Consider the following 19842-nt stretch of genomic DNA (forward strand, 5'->3'; position numbering starts at 1 on the left):
CAGAAATTCGACTGGATCAGGTCGGATTGGATGCCCGCAATGCTTTGTCACGAAGCCGACAAATGGCGGCCACCTGCCACCGCAGCCAGTCGAGCTCGCAGGGGATTGGGATCCGTTACGAATCTAGCCATCCGAAAGTAGCGGCGAGACGATGGATGTCTGCGAAACCGTTGGCGTCCTTCCCGCAGCGCGTGGCTGCAATGCCGACCTCTCTCGGTTGACCCAGGGATACTCGAAGCCGGCTGCGGCCGTTGCAGGTCTACCCGGGACGGGCGGTCGGCATCCCGGACCATCCGCGTCCATCGTCTTCGATGCCCAGACCGACGTGACGGATCGCACTCCAGGACAAGGAAGGTAGCTTCCGGCACGCAAGGCGCTTCCCGGCGCATGCACGGCTCCGGCAGACGTCCTAGCGGCTGCCGCGGAGAGCGCATGGCGCGGGCCATGGCTGCGATGCGGCGGCCGTATGACGGCGGGCGCTGGGAAGGGCGCGTCCATTGAAGGACGAGGACCATGCGGTCCCGTGTCGCCGACCTTCCGCTCCCGGAAATCTGCAGCGACTTCGGGGATGCGATGCGGACCTCCGCTTGGAAACGGTCTGGTCTGGCGAGGGTGGCGTCGCGGTGAAGGCTGCTACGCCGCCAGGGGCAAGGGGGAACGCGAAAGGTCGGGCCGAATTAAACGGTCCCGCGAGGTTTGAGTCCGGCCGCTCCGACGGCCGGAACTCGTCATCCGATAACGAATGGCGGGAAGAGGATGTTCAGGCGGCCTTGCGGCGCCGATCCCTCGCTGCAGGCTGGCTCTCCGCGGAAGTGCCGGGACGGCCAAGACCGATCTGCTTGGCCAACGCCGAGCGCTTTGCAGCGTAGTCGGGCGAAACCATCGGGTAGTCGGACGGCAGACCGAAGCGCTCACGATAGGAACGCGGATCGAGGCCGTGCGTGGTGAGGTGTCGCTTCAGGGTCTTGTAGCTCCTGCCATCCAGGAAGCTGATCAGTCCATCCGGCGTGACCGACTTGCGAATCTGAGCCGCCGTCGGCTTGACCATCTCCTCCGCCGATCCGGCACCGGCTGCCGAGTCGGCCGTGATGCCGATCAATGCCGTATGGACGATCCTGATCAGGGCGCCGAGCTCGGTCGCGGGAACCGAATTGTTGGCTACGTAGGCGGCGACGATCTTGCCTGTGAGGTCGACGAGTTCGTACGGAAGGCTCGCTGCTTCTTCTGCCATTGCCGTGTTTCCAAGATGCACCCCTCGGATCGTCGGTCTATCAATTGTGCCGCCAGGTCAAGGCTCTTGTTTTGCCGACGCCAGAGAAGGCAGCTACATCGGACAACGACCGGAAAGCTCCATGCATGGTGTGATGTCTGCACATTTCTGCGCTTAGGATGGCCAATTTCTGGCAATATCCGTGGCCGTGGGGCGCGGTTTTTCGCCGACGCCGTGCGCCCGCTCATGGTCTCCGGGACGGGCCCGCCGGCGCGATGCGGGCCTCCGACCGAGCGGCTGGACCATTCTCTCGGTATCTCGTCTGCAGCAGGCGCAGGGCGTTCGCCGTAACCAGCACCGTCGCCCCGGTGTCGGCAAGGATGGCCGGCCACAGACCGGTGACACCGGCGATGGTCGTGACCAGAAATACCACCTTCATGCCGAGCGCGATGGCGATGTTCGCGCGGATGTTGGCGAGGGTCCGCCGCGACAGCTCGATCATGCGGCTCACGTCGACGACCCGTCCGCGCAGTATGGCCGCATCGGCCGTGTCCAGCGCGACGTCGGTGCCGCCGCCCATGGCGATGCCGACGTCGGCGGCGGCCAAGGCCGGCGCGTCGTTGATGCCGTCTCCGACCTTCGCCACGACCCTCCCGAGAGCCTTCAGGTCGAGAACGGCCCGCTGCTTGTCCTCGGGCAGAAGCTCCGCCCAAGCTCCAATACCGAGAGTTGCGGCGACGGCCTGTGCCGTGCGGGCGTTGTCGCCGGTCAGCATGACCATTCCGATCCCCTCCGCAGCCAGACGGTCTATGCCGTCCTTCGCGTCGGGCCTGGGTTCGTCGCGCATGGCGAGCAAGCCGGCCAAGGCGCCGTTCACGACGAGAGCGGCAACTGTCTTGCCCTCTTCCGTCAGTTCGGCGACCTTCGCTTCCTGATCGGGCGTCAGCGCACCGCGCCGGGCGGCCTCGCGCGGAGCGCCGAGGAAGAGGTCCAGACCACCGACCGTTCCCTCTAGGCCCTTGCCGCCGAGCGCCTTTGCCCCGGCGGCGGGCGGGATGGGCGCTCCGTCTTCGGCGGCCTTCCCCAGGATGGCTCTGGCCAGCGGATGCGAGGAGCCACTCTCCAATGCCCCCGCAAGGGACAGCACGTCGCGCTCCGTTCGGCCGTACGCGAGCACGTCGGTGACCATGGGCTGGCCTGCGGTCAAGGTTCCGGTCTTGTCGAAGGCGACCGTCGTCACGGCGGACAGGCGCTCCAGGACGGCGCCCCCCTTGATCAGCAGTCCCTGGCGCGCCCCTGCCGCGAGAGCCGCCGCGATGGCCGCCGGCGTCGAGATGACCAAGGCGCAGGGACACCCGATCAGGAGGATGGCCAGGCCCTTGTAGACCCACTCGTCCCAGGATGCGCCGAGCAGCAGCGGCGGCAGCACGGCGACCGCGGCCGCCATCCCTACCACGGCCGGGGTGTAGATCTTCGAGAAACGGTTGATCAGGCGCTCGGTCGGGGCCTTCGCTTCCTGCGCCTCCTCTACCAGTCGTACGACCCGTGCGATGGTGTTGTCCCGCGCGGCAGCCGTCACCCGGATCCGCAGCACGCCGTCCCCGTTCAGGGTTCCGGCGAATACCGCGTCGCCCGCCACCTTGCGCTTCGGCACGCTCTCGCCGGTGACAGGCGCCTCGTCCACCGCGCCCTCGCCGCCGACGACGGTACCGTCCACCGGGATGCGGTCGCCTGGGCGCACGAGCACGATGTCGCCGACCTGCACGAGCGCGGCGTTAACCTGTTCGGTCGTTCCGCCGGCTTCCAGCAGCGCCGTGTCCGGCACCAATTCCTTGAGCGCGCGGATGCTGGCCCGGGCGCGTCCGGCCGCGACGCCTTCCAGCAGTTCGCCGACCAGAAAGAGCAGGACGACCGTCGCCGCCTCCTCGGTGGCCCCTATGACGGTGGCGCCGATGGCGGCCACCGTCATCAACGTCTCCATCGAGAAAGGCGTGCCGTGTCGGGCTGCGGACAACGCCCGCCCTGCGATCGGCACCAGGCCGACCGACATGGCGGCGAGGAACGCCCAACGTTCCGTCGCCGGCGCCGCGTGTCCCAGGGCGTAGGCCAGCGCGAGCGACGCGCCGCAGGCGGATGCCAGCATGGCCTTGCGCGTCCGCCACCAGGGCGCGTCCGGCGCGGTCGCATCGTACGTCGGAGCCGCGTCCGGGTTCTCCACGCCATAGCCCAGTCCGCGCACCGCGGCGGTGATCGCCCGGGCTTCCGCATCGGCGGCATGCCTCACCGTGAGCGTTTCGGTCGCGACGGAGACCTCGACCTGCTCGATGCCCGGCAGGCGACGGATCGCGGTCTCGACCTTCGCGGCGCACGATGCGCAATCCATGCCCGTCACCCGCAGGCGCGTGACAGCCGTGCCGGTCGAATCCAAAGTCGCTTCGTCGCTCATCGCGGCTGCCTTTCCTGACGTCCGGCACAGCCCTAATTCCTCTAGTCGCCAGAGGAGCAAGCGCGATGAAGCCGATTGCCATAGGAGATCTGTCGCGGCAGGCGGGCGTGAAGGTCCCGACCATCCGGTTCTACGAGGAGCGTGGCCTGCTGCCGAAGCCGGAGCGCACCGATGGAAACCGGCGGACCTACGACATGTCCGACGTCCGACGGCTGCGCTTCATCCGACATGCACGCGAACTCGGCTTCGAGATCGAGGATATCAAAGCCCTGCTCTTCCTGGCCGGACAGCCGGATCGTCCCTGCAACGAAGCGGATGCCATCGCGCGCAAGCACCTCGGCGCCATCGACGACAGGATCGCGCGCCTCACCGGCCTGAGAAAGGAAATGCAGGCAATGGTCGACCAATGTGCCGGCGGCCATGTCAGGGAGTGCCGCATCATCGAGGTTCTGGCCGACCACGGCGAATGCCTGCACGCGGAACATTGACTCTGCCCACCGGCCGATTCCGCGTCCGATCGCGTCGGGTAATTGCACGGCTACAGGCCCCCGCGTCGACCTGTACCGCTTTGCCGGACCAGCCATCGGCTCAGTGGCGACTACTCCGGGCGAGTTCTGGCTGCCCGGTGGGTCCGGTCCGTCCCATCGAACGCTGACTCCGGACCGTCTCGCGGGAGGGCCGTCGGTAACGTACCTCCCGAGCGGCCTGCGCCACCATGCCGGGCCGCGCCGCCGGCGACATCGAGGGTTCCGGACAGCAGCGGTCCGGCCTCGATCTGTGCGCGTAGCTGCGGATGGGCGCCGATAGGCGGGGAGGAGGCCTCCGCGAAGTCGATGCAGCCATCACGCCGTGCCGCGCGAGACGCTGCCGGGTGTATCGCTTCGTCACGGCACCATCGAACCTCGTCGACGCGGTGCCCTCCCGATACGCCGGAGCATCGGCGGCGCCTGGGTTCCCAAGCGCCACACTTTGACACGAAGACGGCGCACCGCAGACACCCGACAATCGATATTGCTCAGCTAGTGGATTTCGCAAGACGCGGCGATCGCAAAGATCAATGACGATCCGAGCGGAAGCGATGTTCTCACTGATCTCGCGCTTATGTCGAACGACATCTAAGATGTTCCGTTCTCCAGAAGCGCACGGATCTGAAAAAATGGAGAATGATCAACCGAATCTGGTCGAATCGACGAGCGTCGGGATCGTTGTATCGAGACGATGCCCGCTTCGGCCGGGTGGGGGCAGGGATTCGCGCACGAGGTGTCGGAAGCGCCACGGTTCCGTTTTCGAACGGCCCGTCGGCAGGACATTCGACCGCCAAGGAGGCAGCCCGAAGAAACGGAATTAACTCTTGCCGGCGCTCGACCGAACCAGTGCATTCGAGCAACTCATGGATGCTTCGAGACCGAGAAATTAAAACTGCCATGAGTGAGTCCGGCCTTTTTATCTAGCGAATTCGCCCAAAAAAGAGGCGAATAAATGGGTCTCTAAAAGCTGGAGAATGAAAGTGAATATTAAGCACCTACTGTTAACCGGCGCCGCGTCGCTGGTTACTGCAGGGGGCGCGGCGCAGGCCGCCGACCTTCCAGTCAAGAAGGCTGCGCCGATCGAGTACGTCCGCGTCTGCTCCGCCTACGGCGCAGGCTTCTTCTATATCCCGGGGACGGACACCTGCCTGCGCGTCGGCGGCCGCGCCCGCTTCGAATACGCCATGCAGGCGCCCCTTTCGCGTGGAACGAGCGTGGGCGACTACAGCGGCTACCGCGGCCTCGCCCGCATCAACATCGATGCGCGCACGCAGACCGCCTACGGTTCCCTGCGCGCCTTCGTCCGCCTCGAGGCGGCCAGCCGCACCGGTCTGCCGGGTCTGCATTCGGGCACGCAGACCCGCATCGGCAACGCCTTCCCGGCGCTCGGCGTCGACGGCTACGGCCGCGTGCAGCAGTACGTCAACACGGACAAGGCCTTCGTGCAGTTCGCCGGCTTCACCGCCGGTCGCGCGTCCTCGTTCTTCGACTTCTACGCCCACGACTTCGAGATCCAGGCCGGCACGCTCGGCTCGGACGTCTTCTCGACCAACGTCGCGGCCTACACCGCCACCCTCGGCAACGGCTTCTCGGCCACCATCTCGATGGAAGATCCGAGCTTCCGTCGCACGCCCATCTACTCGGCCCAGTCCGTCGCCCAGGCGACCGCCGTCGCGGGCAACTCGAGTGCCGTGATCTTCGCCCAGACCAACTCTTTGACACCGGTCTTTGCTGGCTTCGGCCCGACCGGTCTGCCGTCGGGCGTCGGTTTCGTCGACGTGGTCCAACGCAACCGCATGCCCGACTTCGTCGGCGTGCTGCGCTACGATCAGCCCTGGGGCTCGGTCCAGATCTCGGGCGCCGTCCACGAGATCAACACCGGCAACGCTGCGTTCGGGAACTTCGTCGGCAACAACGCCGGTACCCCGCTGTCGAACACCAACCTCGCGAACGTCGCCCGCACTCAGTCCGAATACGGTTGGGCGGTCCAGGGCGGCATGAAGGTCAACCTACCCTTCATCGCTCCGGGCGACACCCTGTACCTGCAGGGCGCCTACGGCGAGGGTGCCCAGCTCTACACCGGCTATTCGTCCTGGGCCGGAGGCTACGCCCAGACCACGACGGTTCTCCAGGGCGCGCCGTTCCAGCAATTCTTCAGCGACGCCGTACTGAATCCCTTCACCAACCGGCTGGAACTTTCGACCAGCTTCACGGCTGTAGCCTCGCTGCTTCACTACTGGAATCCGACCCTACGTTCGGCCCTGTTCGGCTCCTACGGCGAACTCAGCTTCGCACCCGGATCCCGCGCAGCCCAGTCCGCCTTCTTCGGCTATACCTCCACGGGCCCCGGCCCCTTCGGCAGCCAATTCTACAACCTGAACCAGCAGCTCCGCGACACCTACGCCTTCAATGTCGGCGCGAGCCTGATCTGGTCGCCGGTGAGGGACCTCGACATCGGCCTGGAGGGCACCTACCAGAACTATGGCGTCCAGACCGGCCGCGTGCTCGATCTGAACAGGAACCCTCTGCAGACCAGTGCCGCGTACGTGAACAACCCGGCCAATCTCGGCGCGCTGCGCACCGTGACCAACGCCGACGTGTTCCAGGTCCGCGCCCGCGTCCAGCGCGACTTCTAAGCCGCCGACGTCGAACCGCACTCCGTGCAGCCTACGGGCTGCACGGTCCCCGTGTCCCTGCCCGCGCCGGCGACGACCTCCGATGGCCCGCCCGTCTCCGGCACGGAGGATGGCCGCTGCGGCCGCAGTCGTCCGAGGACCGCGGCCATGCCGTACATGCTTCCACGCGCCCGGCCTTGCCGCGCCGTCCCTCCCGGACGACGGATCCGGATCGACGGCAATCCACCGCGACGCCGTCGGTTACGCCGAAGGACGCGTGAGCACGGACCGGCCCGACAATGCGACGAGAATGTACCATACAGCCGCGGTTCGGCCGCCGAGCCGAGGTCGGGAAACCACGGCGCCGCCGCGGATGCCGGGGGCACGACGCGTCAGACCGTGACGAGCGGCAGCGGACCAAGCCATGGCCGGATGTCTTGCGGACCGCATCCGCACCCAGACGTCAAGGCGACACGGCATCGATGCGGCCGGGGTCCGAACCGCCTTCCGCGTGGCCGCTCGACCGCCCCATCTCCGAGGCATGGTCGACGCCGTCGCCCGACGACACCCGCAGGCATCGCGAAGACCGGATCGGTCGACGCGGGGCCGTCCGGATGCATGCGTCCGCCCCATCCGCCGCTCCGATCGTCCTGTTCCTTTCGCTCGGCCTTGCTCCTCCAGCCACTAGAGGATGTAGGCCCGCAGCGCCGGGCGATCGGCATGCCGTTGCCGGAAGAGGCCCGATCAGGAGAAACGCGCTACCATGAAGGCAATCGAGGCGGCCCATGTGCTTCTCGTCGAGGACGACGACGGGATGCGCGTGCTCGTGACGCGCCTCCTACGCGAGAGCGGCTACCGGGTGACGGGCTGCCGAACCGGTACCGAGATGTGGCGATTGCTTCCCGAGACCTCGGCCGACATCGTTCTGCTCGACGTCATGCTGCCGGGCGCATCGGGTTTCGATCTGCTCAGGGCGCTTCGCGCGAAAGGGGGCATTCCGGTCATCATGTTGAGCGCGCGCAGCGAGGAGGCCGACCGTGTGCTCGGCCTCGAATTGGGAGCGGACGACTACGTCTCGAAGCCGTTCGGGCGGCCGGAACTGCTGGCCCGCATCCGGGCGGTGCTGCGCCGGTCCGCCATGACGCCGACCGCCGCCGCCGCCCGGCCGGAGGTGATGAGCTTCGACGGCTGGCGCCTCGACCTGCGCAGCCGCACACTCACGGACCCGGTGGGTGCGGCCGTCGACCTGTCGGGCGGGGAGTTCGATCTGCTCGTCGTGTTCCTGGAGCATCCCGGCCGCGTGCTCGGCCGCGACCAGATCCTCGAAATGAGCCGTGGCCGCCTCGCCGCGCCCTCCGATCGCAGCGTCGACACCCTGGTCAGCCGCCTAAGACGCAAGCTCGAACCACCCGAGGGCGCTTCTCCAGTCATCAAGACGGTGCGCGGCTCCGGCTACGTGCTGGCCGCCAAGGTCGACCAGGCGTGAAGGACCTGCTCAGGCTCGCCCGCAGTCTGGAAGGGCGCACCGTCGCCGTCCTGCTGCTGGCCGTCCTTGCCGTCCACGGCGGGGCCCTCATGCTCTATCGGCAATCGGCGGCGGCCGCCGCCGATGAAGCCCTCGCCAGCGAGGTCGCACGACAGCTCGTCCTCGTACGGGAGGCCGTCCTGCGGCGCCCGGAAGAAGCGCGCGACACCGAAGCGAAGGCCTTGTCCTCAAGCCATTTCGAGGTCGGCTGGGACCGCAGCACTCCGACCGGCATCGGCACACACCCGGCCCTTCGGGACCTGCGCGACCAGATCCTCGCCCTGGAACCGGTTCTCGGTCCGGGACTCGTCCTGAACCTCGATGCGCCGGACGAGTCCTTCCACCAGCAGGACCTCCGGGGAACCGTTCCTTTGCCCGATGCGAGCTCCCTTACCTTCCGTTCGGCGCATGCGCCCAGCTCGGTGCTCGGAACCCCATGGGCATCGTTGGCCACCGCGATGGCCGTTCTGGTGGGCGTGGCGGCCGTCGTCCTGATGCACCGGATCGCGGGTCCCCTGCGCGAGCTGACCCGTGCGACCGGACGGATCGGACACGGCTCGACCGTGCGGGTCCCGGAGATCGGTCCGGACGAGACGCGCGGGATCGGCCGGGCGCTCAATGCCATGCAGGAACGCATCCATCGTCTGGTCGGAGAACGGACGCAGGCGCTCGCAGCCGTGTCGCACGACCTGCGGACGCCCATCGCCCGGCTCCGACTGCGCCTCGACCGCGTGGTGGACGAGGGTGAACGCCGCGCGATGGCGGCCGACCTCGACGAGATGCAGACGATGATCGACGCGACGCTCGCCTATCTGCGCGGCGACGCCGATCCGGAGGCGAGGCAGATCGTCAACGTGGCCAGCGTCCTGATGGGCATCGCCGACGCCCATCAGGACGCCGGCCGGGACGTAGAATACCGGGGGCCCGGCCGTGCGCTCGCCGATGTACGCCCGGTGACGTTCCGGCGAGCGCTGGAGAACCTCGTCGACAACGGGGTCCGCTACGGGACGCGGGTCGGGATCGGGCTGATCGCCGATGGGAATTCGCTCGTGGTGCGGATCGACGACCAAGGGCCGGGCATCCAGCCCGAGGACGTGCCGCGAGCGCTCGAACCGTTCAGCCGGCTGGAAGGCTCGCGAAACCGGAACACCGGCGGGACCGGCCTCGGCCTGACCATCGCCAAGCGAGCGGTCGACGCCGAGAACGGCTCGCTCGTTTTGGCGAACAGGCCGGAGGGCGGCCTGCGGGCCGAGGTCCGCCTGCCCATGGCGCAGTCCGCCCGACACACTTCGTAACGTGCGCGGCAATCGCACGCCAACTCGCCTGGCTATCTTGATCGTCGCTGCGGCCGGTGCCGCCCGCAAGTTGGAGACGAACGATGAACCGCACACTCGCTGCAGCGATCGCTGCCTGTATGGTATCCGGAGCCGCCATCCCGGCCCGGGCCGTCGACGGGCACGGCAACGCCGAAAGACCCGAACTGATCGTTCCGAATACCGGGAGCATTTCGGGCGGCACGACCCACCGCGACGATCCGCGGTTCCGCGAAGCCAGGGAGAGGACTGCCGATGGCAGGCCGCTGCACTATCCCGGCGACGGGCACGCGCACGGGCACAGCCACTGAGGGAAGCAGCTTCCGCGTCGGACTTCGGAGGGATCCGAACATCCGGCCTCGGCCTTCCTCCGTGCCCCTTGGCCGGCTCGACGTACGTCGAGCCGGCCCGCGTCATGTCTCTCCCGGTTCCGGACGCGTCGCGGAGCGGACGCCGCGACCGTCGCAGCCGCGTCCGGGAGAAACCTGCCGCGACTGCGGATGCGGACGGCGCGACGGATCGCGCCGAGGCGTCGAACCGGTCGACCGCCGCGACGACGGAGCGGGGACATCGCGCCACGGCACGTCGCCATTTCCCGTACGTCCGAATTCGGCGGAACGAATATCGAGGATGATCTTTCGATCTGGATCGAAACCGGTCGACCGACGGCCGGGCAGCAACATGCGCCGCAGACCGTTTCGCTTCGGAAAATCGGTGCCTACCTCTCTGGTGGGTCTGGTCGACCTGTGGTGCCAGGGATTGGGTGCTTCGCCAAGCTCGGCGCACCGTGACCTCGCGGTCACCGCGCGGTGCGTCGGCGGAACGATCAATCTATGGACGGACCTCGGTCCGGACGCGCGTCAAGCCGTCGAGCTCGCAATCGAGGCTTCCGAGCGCTTCGAGCGGGACCGCGGGACGCCTGCGGGCTGCAGGTCGCATCTAGCCGCAAGGCAACAGATCCACCGGATGTGCGACTGCCTGCATGTGGCCGCGCCGAGCGCATACGCACGACGACTGAACCTTCCCTGGTAGTCGCCGCCTTCCCCTCGAGCCCGGCCGCCCGGGGGAGCTTCGGCTCGGCGGAGCAGGAGTCGGGGGCGCCCGACCTTCGGCGGCGACCTCCCGATCTATTCCCCAGAGCCCGGTCGCAGCGCCTCCTCCATCGGCGACGTGAAGGTGGCGGAGTGCCGCGCGACGGGGTCGGCCCGGCCTCGTGGGCCGGGCCGGCATGGCGGACGGCGAACACCGTCGTCCCTCGCGAAGTCGACGACATCGGATGCCGTCCGCGGAAGAGGATGGACGCGGATGCCGCCCCTTCCGCGTAGGCGAAGGTGCGGCGGATCAGCCGCCCTTCGCCGTTCCGTCCGCACCGATCTCGATCACCACCTCCCGATCCAGAAGCGCGACCTTGATCCTGTACTCGACCGCGTCGCCCTCGCGCCCGACTTCGGCTTCGTAGGCCTTGCCACCTTTCGCCGTCCGCTCGGCGAGTTCGATGGCATCCTTGAGCGACGTCTTGGAGTTCCGGAAGTCGCTGGCCTTCAAACGCGTGAAGTAGCGCTCGACGGGTTGATCTTCGGCTCTGTACGGTTCGCCCGAGTCGGCGTCGATGGCGTATTCGATCAGCCTGCCATCCGGATAGACGACCTTGATCGCATAGTTCGAGGGGTTCCCGCCGCCGGCCTTCCCGAAGTCGGCATCGATGGCGCGTCCGCCCTTCCGACCGCCGCCGGACTCCGCGGTCGAGACCGCCTGGGCGAGGCTGACCCTCGCGGATTTGGCGACCTGATACTCCCGCAGGTCGCTGTCGGTCTCGGCAGCCCGTGTCGCGGTCGCAGCGCGGCCTGTGTTCTCGGGGTTGGTCGTCAGATCCGGATTCTGTGCGGAGGCGGGGCCAGCCATGAAGGCGAACAGGCCGAGAGTCGCGGCGAGACGCATCGCGATGGGCTTCGACAAGATGTGCTCCTATTTCCGGTTGGGGCGGACCGGACAACGACCCGGACGATAGCTGGGTTGCAATGCAACATCTTCGGAAGACGCGGCCGTGATCCGACCTCTCCGACGCGAAGCCGCGGATCCGCCCGAGGCGAGGGTCCGACCACGGCTGCGGCCATCGAAGGGACCGCAGATGCTCCCGAGGCCCGGGACATCGCAGCGCCGAGCGGGTTCGTCGTTCTGTCGGTCCGGCTGCGGGAGGAACGCGGACGGTCGAGGATGCGGGTCGGCGACGTCGGTCAACTCTTCAGCAGGTCGATCGTCCTTCCCTTCACATCGTCCAGCGTCGCTATGGTGCGCAGGTTCGCCTCGTAGGCACGCATGGCGGAGCGCAGCTCGCCCATTTCCGTGGCAGGTCGGACGTTGGGAAGCTTGAGGTTGCCCTGCGCATCGGCGGCGGGATGGCCGGGACTCTGGATCGTCGGAAAGGCGGTCCGGTCCCGCACGATCCGAACTGCCGGCGGCTCGTCGGTCTCGCCTGTGATCGGCTCGAAGACCGCAATCTTGCGCCGATAGGGTTCGCCGCCGGGCGTGGACGCCGAGGATTGTGCGTTCGCGAGATTCTCGACCGAGACGCGTATCCTTCCCTGATGGATCCGGAGCGCCGCCGCCGCCAGGTCTCCTCCGGACACTTCCCTTGCCATTGCCGTCGGCCTCCGCGATGCCGGCGTCGAGATCCGGCAGCCGCAGGTTAGCCAAACTCAACCATAGCGCGTAAGGCGCCGACACACTTTGCCACGGACGGGGCAACCTGCAGACAAACGGCTTCGCTATCTGGGTATCCGTGCGGCAGCCGCCGTCTGGAATCCGGAGCTCAGCCTATGAAGCGCCTGTTCGCCGCCTTGATCACGTTCGGAATGCTGACGGGAGCGGCGACCCCGGTCCTCGCCGTCGACGGGCATGGCAACGCTTCGAATCCGGAGCGCGCGGTCCCGAATACGGGCGGCGTATCGGGAGGACCGACGCACAGCGACGATCCGCGCGTCCGCGAAGCTCAGGAGAGGCGCCCCGACGGCACGCCGGTGCACTCCGAGAAGGACGGCCACGCACACGGACACGACGTGGGCAGGAAGTGACGTCCGGACGATAGGTCCAACAGCCCGGGACGGCGGAGCCGGAGGCGGACCCTGCCCGGCGTGATCCGCATGTCCACGGCCTGCGCGGCCACGTTCCCGGGCGCCCGCCCCCGCAGGCGCCCGACATCGTTCACGGTGCAATCCAGCCCCTCAACCGCACCGTGATAAGCCCGTCCTGGCTCGGGTCAGGACGGGCACCTGCTCCGTCGACCGGCGACGAACGACGCTCCTCGGGCCGTCCGGCCCGGCACTCGGCACATCCAGGTTCCCGGATCGGCGATCGGCCTGCCGCCGCGGGACGTTCCACGGCATTCCCGTCAAGTTCTCCTTGCGCAAAACGTACGACGTCCGGCGATGTCGGCTTGTGGTCGCCGCGGGGAATCGTACATAAGGGACGCGATGACTTCGGCACGACGCCAGAGTGCCTTCGGGGCAGTGACGGGCTGGTGGGCGGCAGCCGCCCGCGCGCTCGCGCTCGTCCTTGCGCTGGCCGTCGCCGCGCCCGTTGCCGGCTTCGCCGAGGATGCCGCGTTCCATGGAGGCGGCTCGAACAACGGCATCGAGCTCGCGATGACGTCGGATCCGGCCGCCGGCGGAGCTTCGGCGTTCGACCCCGGCCTTGCCTGCCACGCCCATTGCGGCTGCCATGTCGTCGCAAAGCTGGACGCGATGGACCTGACGACACTGCCGGAGGCTTCGCGTCCGAGCTACGCGCGGATGTCCGAGACCGCCTCATCGGTCTTTCCCAACCGTCTGCCCAGACCGCCTCGCGCGTGAGCCGACGCCGCGAAGGCGCGCGTCCCGTATCCGGATCCTGATCCGGACCACCCCTTCACGTCACGAATCGGGTCCGACTTCGACGCCCCGACGGGCTTCGGACCTTGGCAGGGCCGACATCATGCGCATCCTCCTGACCGCGGCCCCTCTGGCCGCAGGCGCCCTCGTGGCCGCCGCCGTTCCCGCCGCATCGAGCTTCGTCCGCGGTCCGTCGACCGCCGACGGTCTTCTTCCATCCTTCTTCGTCCAGGCGGCCTCCCCCGGCCCGGATTCCGGCGGGAGTCCTTCCGCCGGCGACGCAGGCCGCCCGGACGGCAGCGGCTCCGGAAGGAACGCCGCGGCCGTCGGAGGCGGCATCGGGGGCGGGCACGAGCATTCGGAAGCCGAGGGCGAGGAAGGTCATCTCAAGATGACCGCCGAGCAGATCGCGAACCAGGACATCGAGGTCGCCAAAGCCGGCGGTGGAACCCTGTCCCGGCACATCCTGGTGCCCGGCACGATCACGCCCGACGCGGACCGCATCGCGCGTGTGCCGGCCCGGGTGGTCGGCACGGTGGCCGAGATGCGCAAGCGTCTGGGCGATGCCGTGAAGAAAGGAGAGGTCGTCGCCGTTCTCGACAGCCGCGAAGTCGCCGACGCCAAGAGCGAGTACCTGACCGCCTCGGTCAAGGCCGAGTTGGAGAAGACCAACTTCGATCGGCAGCAGGCCCTCTGGGACAAGCGCATTTCGGCCGAGTCCGCCTTCCTGAACGCCAAGGCCGTCTATTCAGAGGCGGCCCTGCGCCAGGACCTCGCCCGCCAGAAGCTTTCGGCGCTCGGGCTGAACGCCGCGGAGGTGGCCAAGCTCGCCAAGCAGGACGAGACGACGCCCAACACCTCGACCCTGCGCCAGTACGAACTGCGCTCGCCGCTCACCGGCCGCATCGTCGAGCGGAAGGTCGACGTCGGCACCTCGGTCGGCAAGGAGGGCGATCCGGCCGACCTCTACACCGTGGCCGACCTCTCGACCGTCTGGATCGAACTCTCGGTCTCCACCGCCGACCTTCCCAAGGTCCGCGAAGGCGCGGCTGTGGCGGTCAAGCTGACCGAAGACGGCGCCGAGCGCCGAGAGCTGGGCAAGGTCATCTTCGTCAGCCCGTTGCTGAACGCCGACACCCGGTCGGCCCGGGTCGTCGTCTCGCTGCCCAACAAGGACATGGCGTGGCGGCCCGGCACCTACGTCACTGCCGAGATCGAGATCGCGCAGGACACGGTCCCGGTTCGCGTGCCGAAGGCCGCGCTGCAGACCATGGAGGGCAAGCGGGTCGTCTTCGTGCGAACGGACGAGGGCTTCGAGAAGCGCCCGGTCGAGCTCGGGCGCTCGGACGACGACGCCTTCGAGGTCGTCTCCGGGCTCAAGCCCGGCGAGGACATCGCCGTCGCCAACACCTTCCTCCTCAAGGCCGAGCTCGGGAAGAGCGAAGCCGAGCACGGCCACTGAGGAGGCCCGAGATGATCAGCCGCATCCTCGACTTCTCCGTCCACCAGCGCTGGCTCGTGCTGCTGCTGTCGCTGCTCGCCGCCGCGTTTGGCGGCTACGCGGTGACGAAGCTTCCGGTCGACGCGGTTCCGGACATCACCAACAACCAGGTGCAGATCAACACGACAGCGCCCTCGCTCTCGCCGGTCGACATCGAGAAGCAGGTCACCTACCCGGTCGAGACCGCGCTCGCCGGCATCAAGGGCCTGGAATACACCCGCTCGCTCTCGCGCAACGGCTTCTCCCAGGTCACGGCCGTCTTCGCGGAGAAGCTCGACATCTACTTCGCCCGCCAGCAGGTCGCCGAGCGTCTCGCACAGGTGAAGCAGGACCTGCCGCCCGGCGCCGAGCCCAGCATGGGCCCGATCTCGACCGGTCTCGGCGAAATCTACATGTGGTCGATCCACTACGCGAAGGCCGGGGAGCGCAAGGTCTCGGCCGAGGGGAAGCCCGGCTGGCAGCCGGACGGCAGCTACCTGACGCCCGAAGGCCAGCGCCTGAGGACCGAGCTGGAGCAGACCGCCTACCTGCGCACCGTCCAGGATTGGATCATCCGGCCCCAGATCAAGACCGTGCCCGGCGTGGCCGGCGTCGACGGCATCGGCGGCTTCGAGAAGCAATACCACGTCCAGCCCGACCCGACGAAGCTCGCCTCCCTCGACCTGTCCTTCGGCGACATCGCGCGAGCGCTGGAGGCGAACAACGCCAACCAGGGCGCCCGCTACCTGGAGGACAACGGCGAGGGCTACGTCGTGCGCGCCGCCGGCCGCCTGGAGAGCATGGACGACATCGGCACCGTCGTGGTCGCGACCCGGAACGGCATCCCGGTCCGGATCAGGGACATCGCCGAGGTCCGCATCGGGCGCGACCTGCGCACGGGCTCGGGCTCCGAGAACGGGCAGGAGGTGGTCGTCGGCACCGCCCTCATGCTGATCGGCGAGAACAGCCGCACGGTCGCGGCCGCGGTCGACGCCAAGATGGACCAGATCCGCAAGTCGCTGCCGCCTGGAGTCGAGGTCCAGACCGTCCTCGACCGCACCCGCCTCGTCGAGGCGACGGTCAAGACAGTGGTCAAGAACCTGTCCGAGGGCGCGGGCCTCGTCATCGTCATCCTGTTCCTGCTGCTCGGCAACATCCGCGCGGCCGTCATCACGGCGCTGGTCATCCCGGTCGCCATGCTGATGACCATGACCGGCATGGTCGAGGCGAAGATCTCGGCCAACCTGATGAGCCTGGGCGCGCTCGACTTCGGTCTGATCGTCGACGGGGCGGTGATCATCACCGAGAACGCGCTGCGCCATCTCGCGGAGAAGCAGCACGAGCTCGGGCGCACCCTCGACACCGAGGAGCGGCTCCAGACCGTGCGCGCCTCGGCCGAGGAGATGATCAAGCCGTCCCTCTACGGCCAAGCCATCATCATCCTCGTCTACGTGCCGCTCCTCACCTTCACGGGCGTTGAGGGCAAGATGTTCGAGCCGATGGCGGCGACGGTCATCATCGCCCTCGCAGCGGCCTTCGTCCTGTCGCTCACCTTCGTGCCGGCGCTGATCGCCATCGTCATCACCGGCAAGGTCACCGAGAAGGACAACCTCATCATCCGGACTTTCAAGGCTGTCTACCGCCCGGCCCTGACCGCGGCGGTCCGGGCGCCGCTTGCCTTCGTCGGAGGCTCGCTGCTGCTGCTCGTCGGCGCCGGCGTACTGTCCACGCGGCTCGGCACGGAGTTCATCCCGCAGCTCGACGAGAAGAGCATCGCGCTGAACGCGATGCGCATCCCCTCGACCTCGCTGACCCAGTCTCAGGCGATGCAGCTCAAGGTCGAGCAGGCTGTCTCCAGGTTCCCGCAGGTCGCCTACGTCTTCTCGAAGACCGGCACGGCGGAGGTCGCCTCCGACCCCATGCCGCCGAACTCCTCCGACACCTTCATCATCCTCAAGCCGCAGGAGGAGTGGCCCGACCCGCAGCTGTCCAAGGCCGAGCTCCAGGAGCAGATCGAGAAGGCGGTCGGCGAGCTCGCCGGCAACGTCTACGAGTTCTCGCAGCCGATCCAGCTGCGCTTCAACGAGCTGCTGGCCGGCACCCGCGGCGACCTTGCCGTGAAGGTGTTCGGCGAGGAGTTCGAGCCGATGCTGAAGGCGGCCAACCAGGTCGCGGCGGCGTTGAAGAGCATCGCCGGCGCCGAGGACGTGAAGGTCGAGCAGACCGCCGGTCTGCCCTTCCTGGAAATCAAGATCAACAAGGCGGAGGCGGCCCGGTACGGGCTCAGCACCGGCGCCATCCAGGAAGTCATCGGTGCGGCCATCGGCGGACGCGACGCCGGCGTCGTCTTCGAGGGCGATCGGCGCTTCCCCATCGTCGTGCGCCTCACGGACAAGGTTCGCGAGGACCGCGAGGCCCTGGAGAACATTCCGGTGCCGCTGCCGCCCGGAACGAACGGTCGGGCATCCTCGGTTCTGCTGAAGCAGGTGGCGAGCTTCTCGGTGACCGAGGGGCCGAACCAGATCAGCCGCGAGAACGGCAAGCGGCGCGTCGTCGTGACGGCCAACGTCCGGGGCCGCGACATCGGCTCGCTCGTCGCCGAGGCGCAAGGGAAGGTCGCGAGCCAGGTGCAACTGCCCGCCGGCTACTACGTGACCTGGGGCGGGCAGTTCGAGAACCTCGCCTCGGCCAAGCAGCGTCTCATGGTCGTCGTTCCGGTCTGCTTCTTCCTGATCTTCCTGCTGCTCTACTCGGCGCTCGGCACTCCGCGCGACGCGCTCCTGGTGTTCAGCGCGGTGCCGCTGGCGCTCACGGGCGGGATCGCGGCGCTCTGGTTGCGGGACATGCCCATCTCTGTGCCGGCGGCGGTCGGCTTCATCGCGCTCTCGGGCGTGGCGGTGCTGAACGGCTTGGTGATGCTGACCTTCATCAAGCAGTTGATCGCGGAGGGCCGGCCGAAGCGGGAGGCCATCCTGGAGGGCGCCATGACCCGGCTGCGGCCGGTGGCCATGACGGCGCTCGTCGCCTCGCTCGGCTTCGTCCCGATGGCGATCGCGACCGAGACGGGGGCCGAGATCCAGCGGCCGCTCGCCACCGTGGTCATCGGCGGCCTGATCAGCGCCACCGTGCTGACCTTGCTCGTTCTGCCCGCACTCTACGCCCGTTTCGGCAAGGGATCCGCGCCGAAGGCGGTGGGACGGACGGTGGAAACGTCGCCGCGGCGCCTCAAGGCGGCGGAGTAGGCAGGTGCGCCGCGTCGCGACGTGGGCGGGCACGGCCTGGGCGGCGTTCGCCGTCGGACAGGCCTGGGCGACGGCTGCCTTGGCCGGGGAGGCGCCGTCCGGCCTCACGGCGCCGTTCGGTCTCGCCTGGGGTCCGATCGACCGGGTGCCGCGTCCGCTGAAGGCCGACCGCGAGGCAAATTTGACCGCCCTGTACTACCCGCAGGGCTGGGGTCCCGCGGTCGGGGCCGGAACGGCGCTGGTGGTCCTGGTGGTCTGCAGGGACGAAGGGTTGCAGCAGGTGATCTGGGTAGGCATGCCGCTGGACGGGGAGGAACTGGCGCAGGCGCGCCGGGCCATCCGCGAGGAGGGCGTGCGCCGCTACGGCGAACCCGAACGGGGACCGTCGGCCGATGCCGAGGTCTGGCCCGGCGGGCAGGCGCTCCTGGCCAGCCGCGCGACCCCGGACGGACGACGCGAGCTCGTCATGGCCGCCTACGGCCCCGGCTACGCGGCCTGCTCGGAAAGCCATAGGGGGCAGACGGGTCACGTCGCGGGCGCGCACGTGGCCGACCTGTTCGGCTCGGCCGATCCTTGAGGCCGAGGGCTGCATGGACATCACAACGGACGGAAATCGGATCATGGGTCAGGGACACTCGCACGGAGCCGCCCGCGGACATTCCCATGGAGGGGGCATCCCATCGAGTTCGGCCGCGGCGAGGAACAAGGGTCGGCTTGCCTGGGCGCTGGGGCTGACGCTGACCTACATGCTGGCCGAGGTCGTGGGCGGCCTGTTGACGGGCAGCCTCGCGCTGCTGGCCGACGCCGCGCACATGGTCACGGACGCGGGCGGCCTCGCCCTGGCCCTGCTCGCCATCCACTACGCCGCCAAGGCGCCCACGCCGGGAAAGAGCTTCGGCTACATGCGCTTCGAGATCCTCGCGGCGCTCGCCAACGCCGTCGTGCTGCTCGGGGTGACGGCCTACATCCTCTACGAGGCCTACAGGCGCTTCGTCGAGCCCAACGAGATCCTCGGCTGGCCGATGATGCTGGTGGCGCTCGTCGGCCTCGGCGTGAACCTCGCCAGCATGAAGCTGCTTTCCGGCGGCTCGTCCGAGAGCCTCAACGTCAAGGGCGCCTACTTCGAGGTGTTCTCCGACATGCTGGGCTCGGTCGGCGTCATCGTCGCGGCCCTTCTGGTGATGGCGACGGGCTGGCGCTGGATCGATCCGCTCGTCGGCGCCGGCATCGGCCTGTTCATCGTGCCGCGCACCTGGCGGCTCCTCAACGAGGCGCTGCACATCCTGCTGGAAGGCACGCCGCCGGGTGTCGACCTCGCGGACCTGAAGGCCGAGATCGAGGCGATGCCGGGCGTGCGGCGCGTCTACGACCTGCATGCCTGGACGCTGACTTCCGGGTTCGATGCGATGAGCGGCCATGTGGTCGTGGACGATACCGCCGATGCCCCCGGCGTCATCAGGGCGGTCCGCTCCCTGATGAAGGAGCGGCACGGCATCGAGCACGTCACCGTCCAGATCGAGGACGAGTCTTTGGCAGCGGAAGCAGCCAAGCTTCCCGTCTGAGATCCTCCGGCCATGGCGGGAAAGAAGCTCGCTCGCGAGCAGCTGGAATGGGGCTC

Annotated in this window: 15 protein-coding genes; 11 read left to right on the forward strand and 4 right to left on the reverse strand. The window is 68.2% G+C overall.

The window, feature by feature from the left end:
- Positions 1-760: 760 nt before the first annotated feature.
- Both MET9862_RS03700 and MET9862_RS03705 read right to left on the reverse strand, forming a co-directional pair.
- On the reverse strand, positions 761-1231 hold the full coding sequence (locus tag MET9862_RS03700; RefSeq protein ID WP_109950306.1) for a Ros/MucR family transcriptional regulator: 471 nt from the start codon (positions 1229-1231) through the stop codon (positions 761-763).
- A 223-nt stretch (positions 1232-1454) separates the two neighbouring features.
- Positions 1455-3656: a heavy metal translocating P-type ATPase gene (locus MET9862_RS03705; RefSeq protein ID WP_142581765.1), complete on the reverse strand. Its 2202-nt coding sequence runs from the start codon at positions 3654-3656 to the stop codon at positions 1455-1457.
- Between the two features lie 65 nt (positions 3657-3721).
- On the opposite strand from MET9862_RS03705, the gene MET9862_RS03710 reads away from it, so the two are divergent.
- The 5 genes from MET9862_RS03710 to MET9862_RS03730 all read left to right on the forward strand — a co-directional run bounded on the left by MET9862_RS03710 (position 3722) and on the right by MET9862_RS03730 (position 9947).
- Complete coding sequence (locus tag MET9862_RS03710) at positions 3722-4144, forward strand: MerR family transcriptional regulator (protein ID WP_142581766.1); 423 nt, start codon at positions 3722-3724, stop codon at positions 4142-4144.
- A gap of 1013 nt (positions 4145-5157) precedes the next feature.
- Positions 5158-6819, forward strand: coding sequence for a porin (locus MET9862_RS03715; RefSeq protein ID WP_109950303.1), 1662 nt, complete (start codon positions 5158-5160; stop codon positions 6817-6819).
- Between the two features lie 742 nt (positions 6820-7561).
- Positions 7562-8284 carry a response regulator transcription factor gene (locus tag MET9862_RS03720; RefSeq protein ID WP_142581767.1) on the forward strand — a complete coding sequence of 241 codons (723 nt, stop codon included), beginning with the start codon at positions 7562-7564 and terminating at the stop codon, positions 8282-8284.
- Positions 8281-9618 (forward strand): ATP-binding protein, encoded by a 1338-nt coding sequence (locus MET9862_RS03725; RefSeq protein WP_142581768.1) that lies wholly within the window; start codon positions 8281-8283, stop codon positions 9616-9618. Before MET9862_RS03720 ends, MET9862_RS03725 begins: the two co-directional genes overlap by 4 nt.
- 83 nt (positions 9619-9701) lie before the next feature.
- Positions 9702-9947: a hypothetical protein gene (locus MET9862_RS03730; RefSeq protein ID WP_142581769.1), complete on the forward strand. Its 246-nt coding sequence runs from the start codon at positions 9702-9704 to the stop codon at positions 9945-9947.
- A gap of 1030 nt (positions 9948-10977) precedes the next feature.
- Here MET9862_RS03730 and MET9862_RS03735 read toward each other — a convergent pair.
- Both MET9862_RS03735 and MET9862_RS03740 read right to left on the reverse strand, forming a co-directional pair.
- Positions 10978-11574, reverse strand: coding sequence for a PepSY domain-containing protein (locus tag MET9862_RS03735; protein ID WP_142581770.1), 597 nt, complete (start codon positions 11572-11574; stop codon positions 10978-10980).
- Between the two features lie 296 nt (positions 11575-11870).
- The gene (locus MET9862_RS03740; protein ID WP_142581771.1) at positions 11871-12275 is read right to left on the reverse strand and encodes a flagellar basal body rod C-terminal domain-containing protein; all 405 of its coding nucleotides are present in this window, start codon (positions 12273-12275) and stop codon (positions 11871-11873) included.
- Positions 12276-12452: 177 nt separating this feature from the next.
- Here MET9862_RS03740 and MET9862_RS03745 point away from each other — a divergent pair, with 177 nt between their 5' ends.
- The 6 genes from MET9862_RS03745 (at position 12453) to MET9862_RS03770 (ending at position 19786) form a co-directional block, all read left to right on the forward strand.
- Positions 12453-12707, forward strand: a complete 255-nt coding sequence (locus MET9862_RS03745) for a hypothetical protein (protein ID WP_142581772.1) — start codon at positions 12453-12455, stop codon at positions 12705-12707.
- A gap of 435 nt (positions 12708-13142) precedes the next feature.
- Entirely contained in the window at positions 13143-13484 is a 342-nt protein-coding gene (locus tag MET9862_RS03750; protein WP_306438891.1) for a hypothetical protein, read from the forward strand.
- 121 nt (positions 13485-13605) lie between these two features.
- Positions 13606-14964: an efflux RND transporter periplasmic adaptor subunit gene (locus MET9862_RS03755; protein ID WP_142581773.1), complete on the forward strand. Its 1359-nt coding sequence runs from the start codon at positions 13606-13608 to the stop codon at positions 14962-14964.
- A gap of 11 nt (positions 14965-14975) precedes the next feature.
- Positions 14976-18224, forward strand: a complete 3249-nt coding sequence (locus MET9862_RS03760) for an efflux RND transporter permease subunit (RefSeq protein ID WP_142581774.1) — start codon at positions 14976-14978, stop codon at positions 18222-18224.
- Between the two features lie 4 nt (positions 18225-18228).
- Positions 18229-18801, forward strand: coding sequence for a threonyl-trna synthetase (locus MET9862_RS03765; protein ID WP_142581775.1), 573 nt, complete (start codon positions 18229-18231; stop codon positions 18799-18801).
- 43 nt (positions 18802-18844) lie between these two features.
- A complete protein-coding gene (locus tag MET9862_RS03770; protein ID WP_142581776.1) occupies positions 18845-19786 on the forward strand; it encodes a cation diffusion facilitator family transporter in 942 nt (313 codons plus the stop codon).
- Positions 19787-19842: the final 56 nt, after the last annotated feature.

This window comes from Methylobacterium symbioticum (assembly GCF_902141845.1).
Lineage (GTDB): Bacteria > Pseudomonadota > Alphaproteobacteria > Rhizobiales > Beijerinckiaceae > Methylobacterium > Methylobacterium symbioticum.

Coding starts and splice junctions, on each gene's coding strand:
- MET9862_RS03700 (WP_109950306.1), bottom strand. CDS start 1,231: ATGGCAGAAGAAGCAGCGAGCCTTCCGTACGAACTCGTCGACCTCACA.
- MET9862_RS03705 (WP_142581765.1), bottom strand. CDS start 3,656: ATGAGCGACGAAGCGACTTTGGATTCGACCGGCACGGCTGTCACGCGC.
- MET9862_RS03710 (WP_142581766.1), top strand. CDS start 3,722: ATGAAGCCGATTGCCATAGGAGATCTGTCGCGGCAGGCGGGCGTGAAG.
- MET9862_RS03715 (WP_109950303.1), top strand. CDS start 5,158: ATGAAAGTGAATATTAAGCACCTACTGTTAACCGGCGCCGCGTCGCTG.
- MET9862_RS03720 (WP_142581767.1), top strand. CDS start 7,562: ATGAAGGCAATCGAGGCGGCCCATGTGCTTCTCGTCGAGGACGACGAC.
- MET9862_RS03730 (WP_142581769.1), top strand. CDS start 9,702: ATGAACCGCACACTCGCTGCAGCGATCGCTGCCTGTATGGTATCCGGA.
- MET9862_RS03735 (WP_142581770.1), bottom strand. CDS start 11,574: ATGCGTCTCGCCGCGACTCTCGGCCTGTTCGCCTTCATGGCTGGCCCC.
- MET9862_RS03740 (WP_142581771.1), bottom strand. CDS start 12,275: ATGGCAAGGGAAGTGTCCGGAGGAGACCTGGCGGCGGCGGCGCTCCGG.
- MET9862_RS03745 (WP_142581772.1), top strand. CDS start 12,453: ATGAAGCGCCTGTTCGCCGCCTTGATCACGTTCGGAATGCTGACGGGA.
- MET9862_RS03755 (WP_142581773.1), top strand. CDS start 13,606: ATGCGCATCCTCCTGACCGCGGCCCCTCTGGCCGCAGGCGCCCTCGTG.
- MET9862_RS03760 (WP_142581774.1), top strand. CDS start 14,976: ATGATCAGCCGCATCCTCGACTTCTCCGTCCACCAGCGCTGGCTCGTG.
- MET9862_RS03770 (WP_142581776.1), top strand. CDS start 18,845: ATGGGTCAGGGACACTCGCACGGAGCCGCCCGCGGACATTCCCATGGA.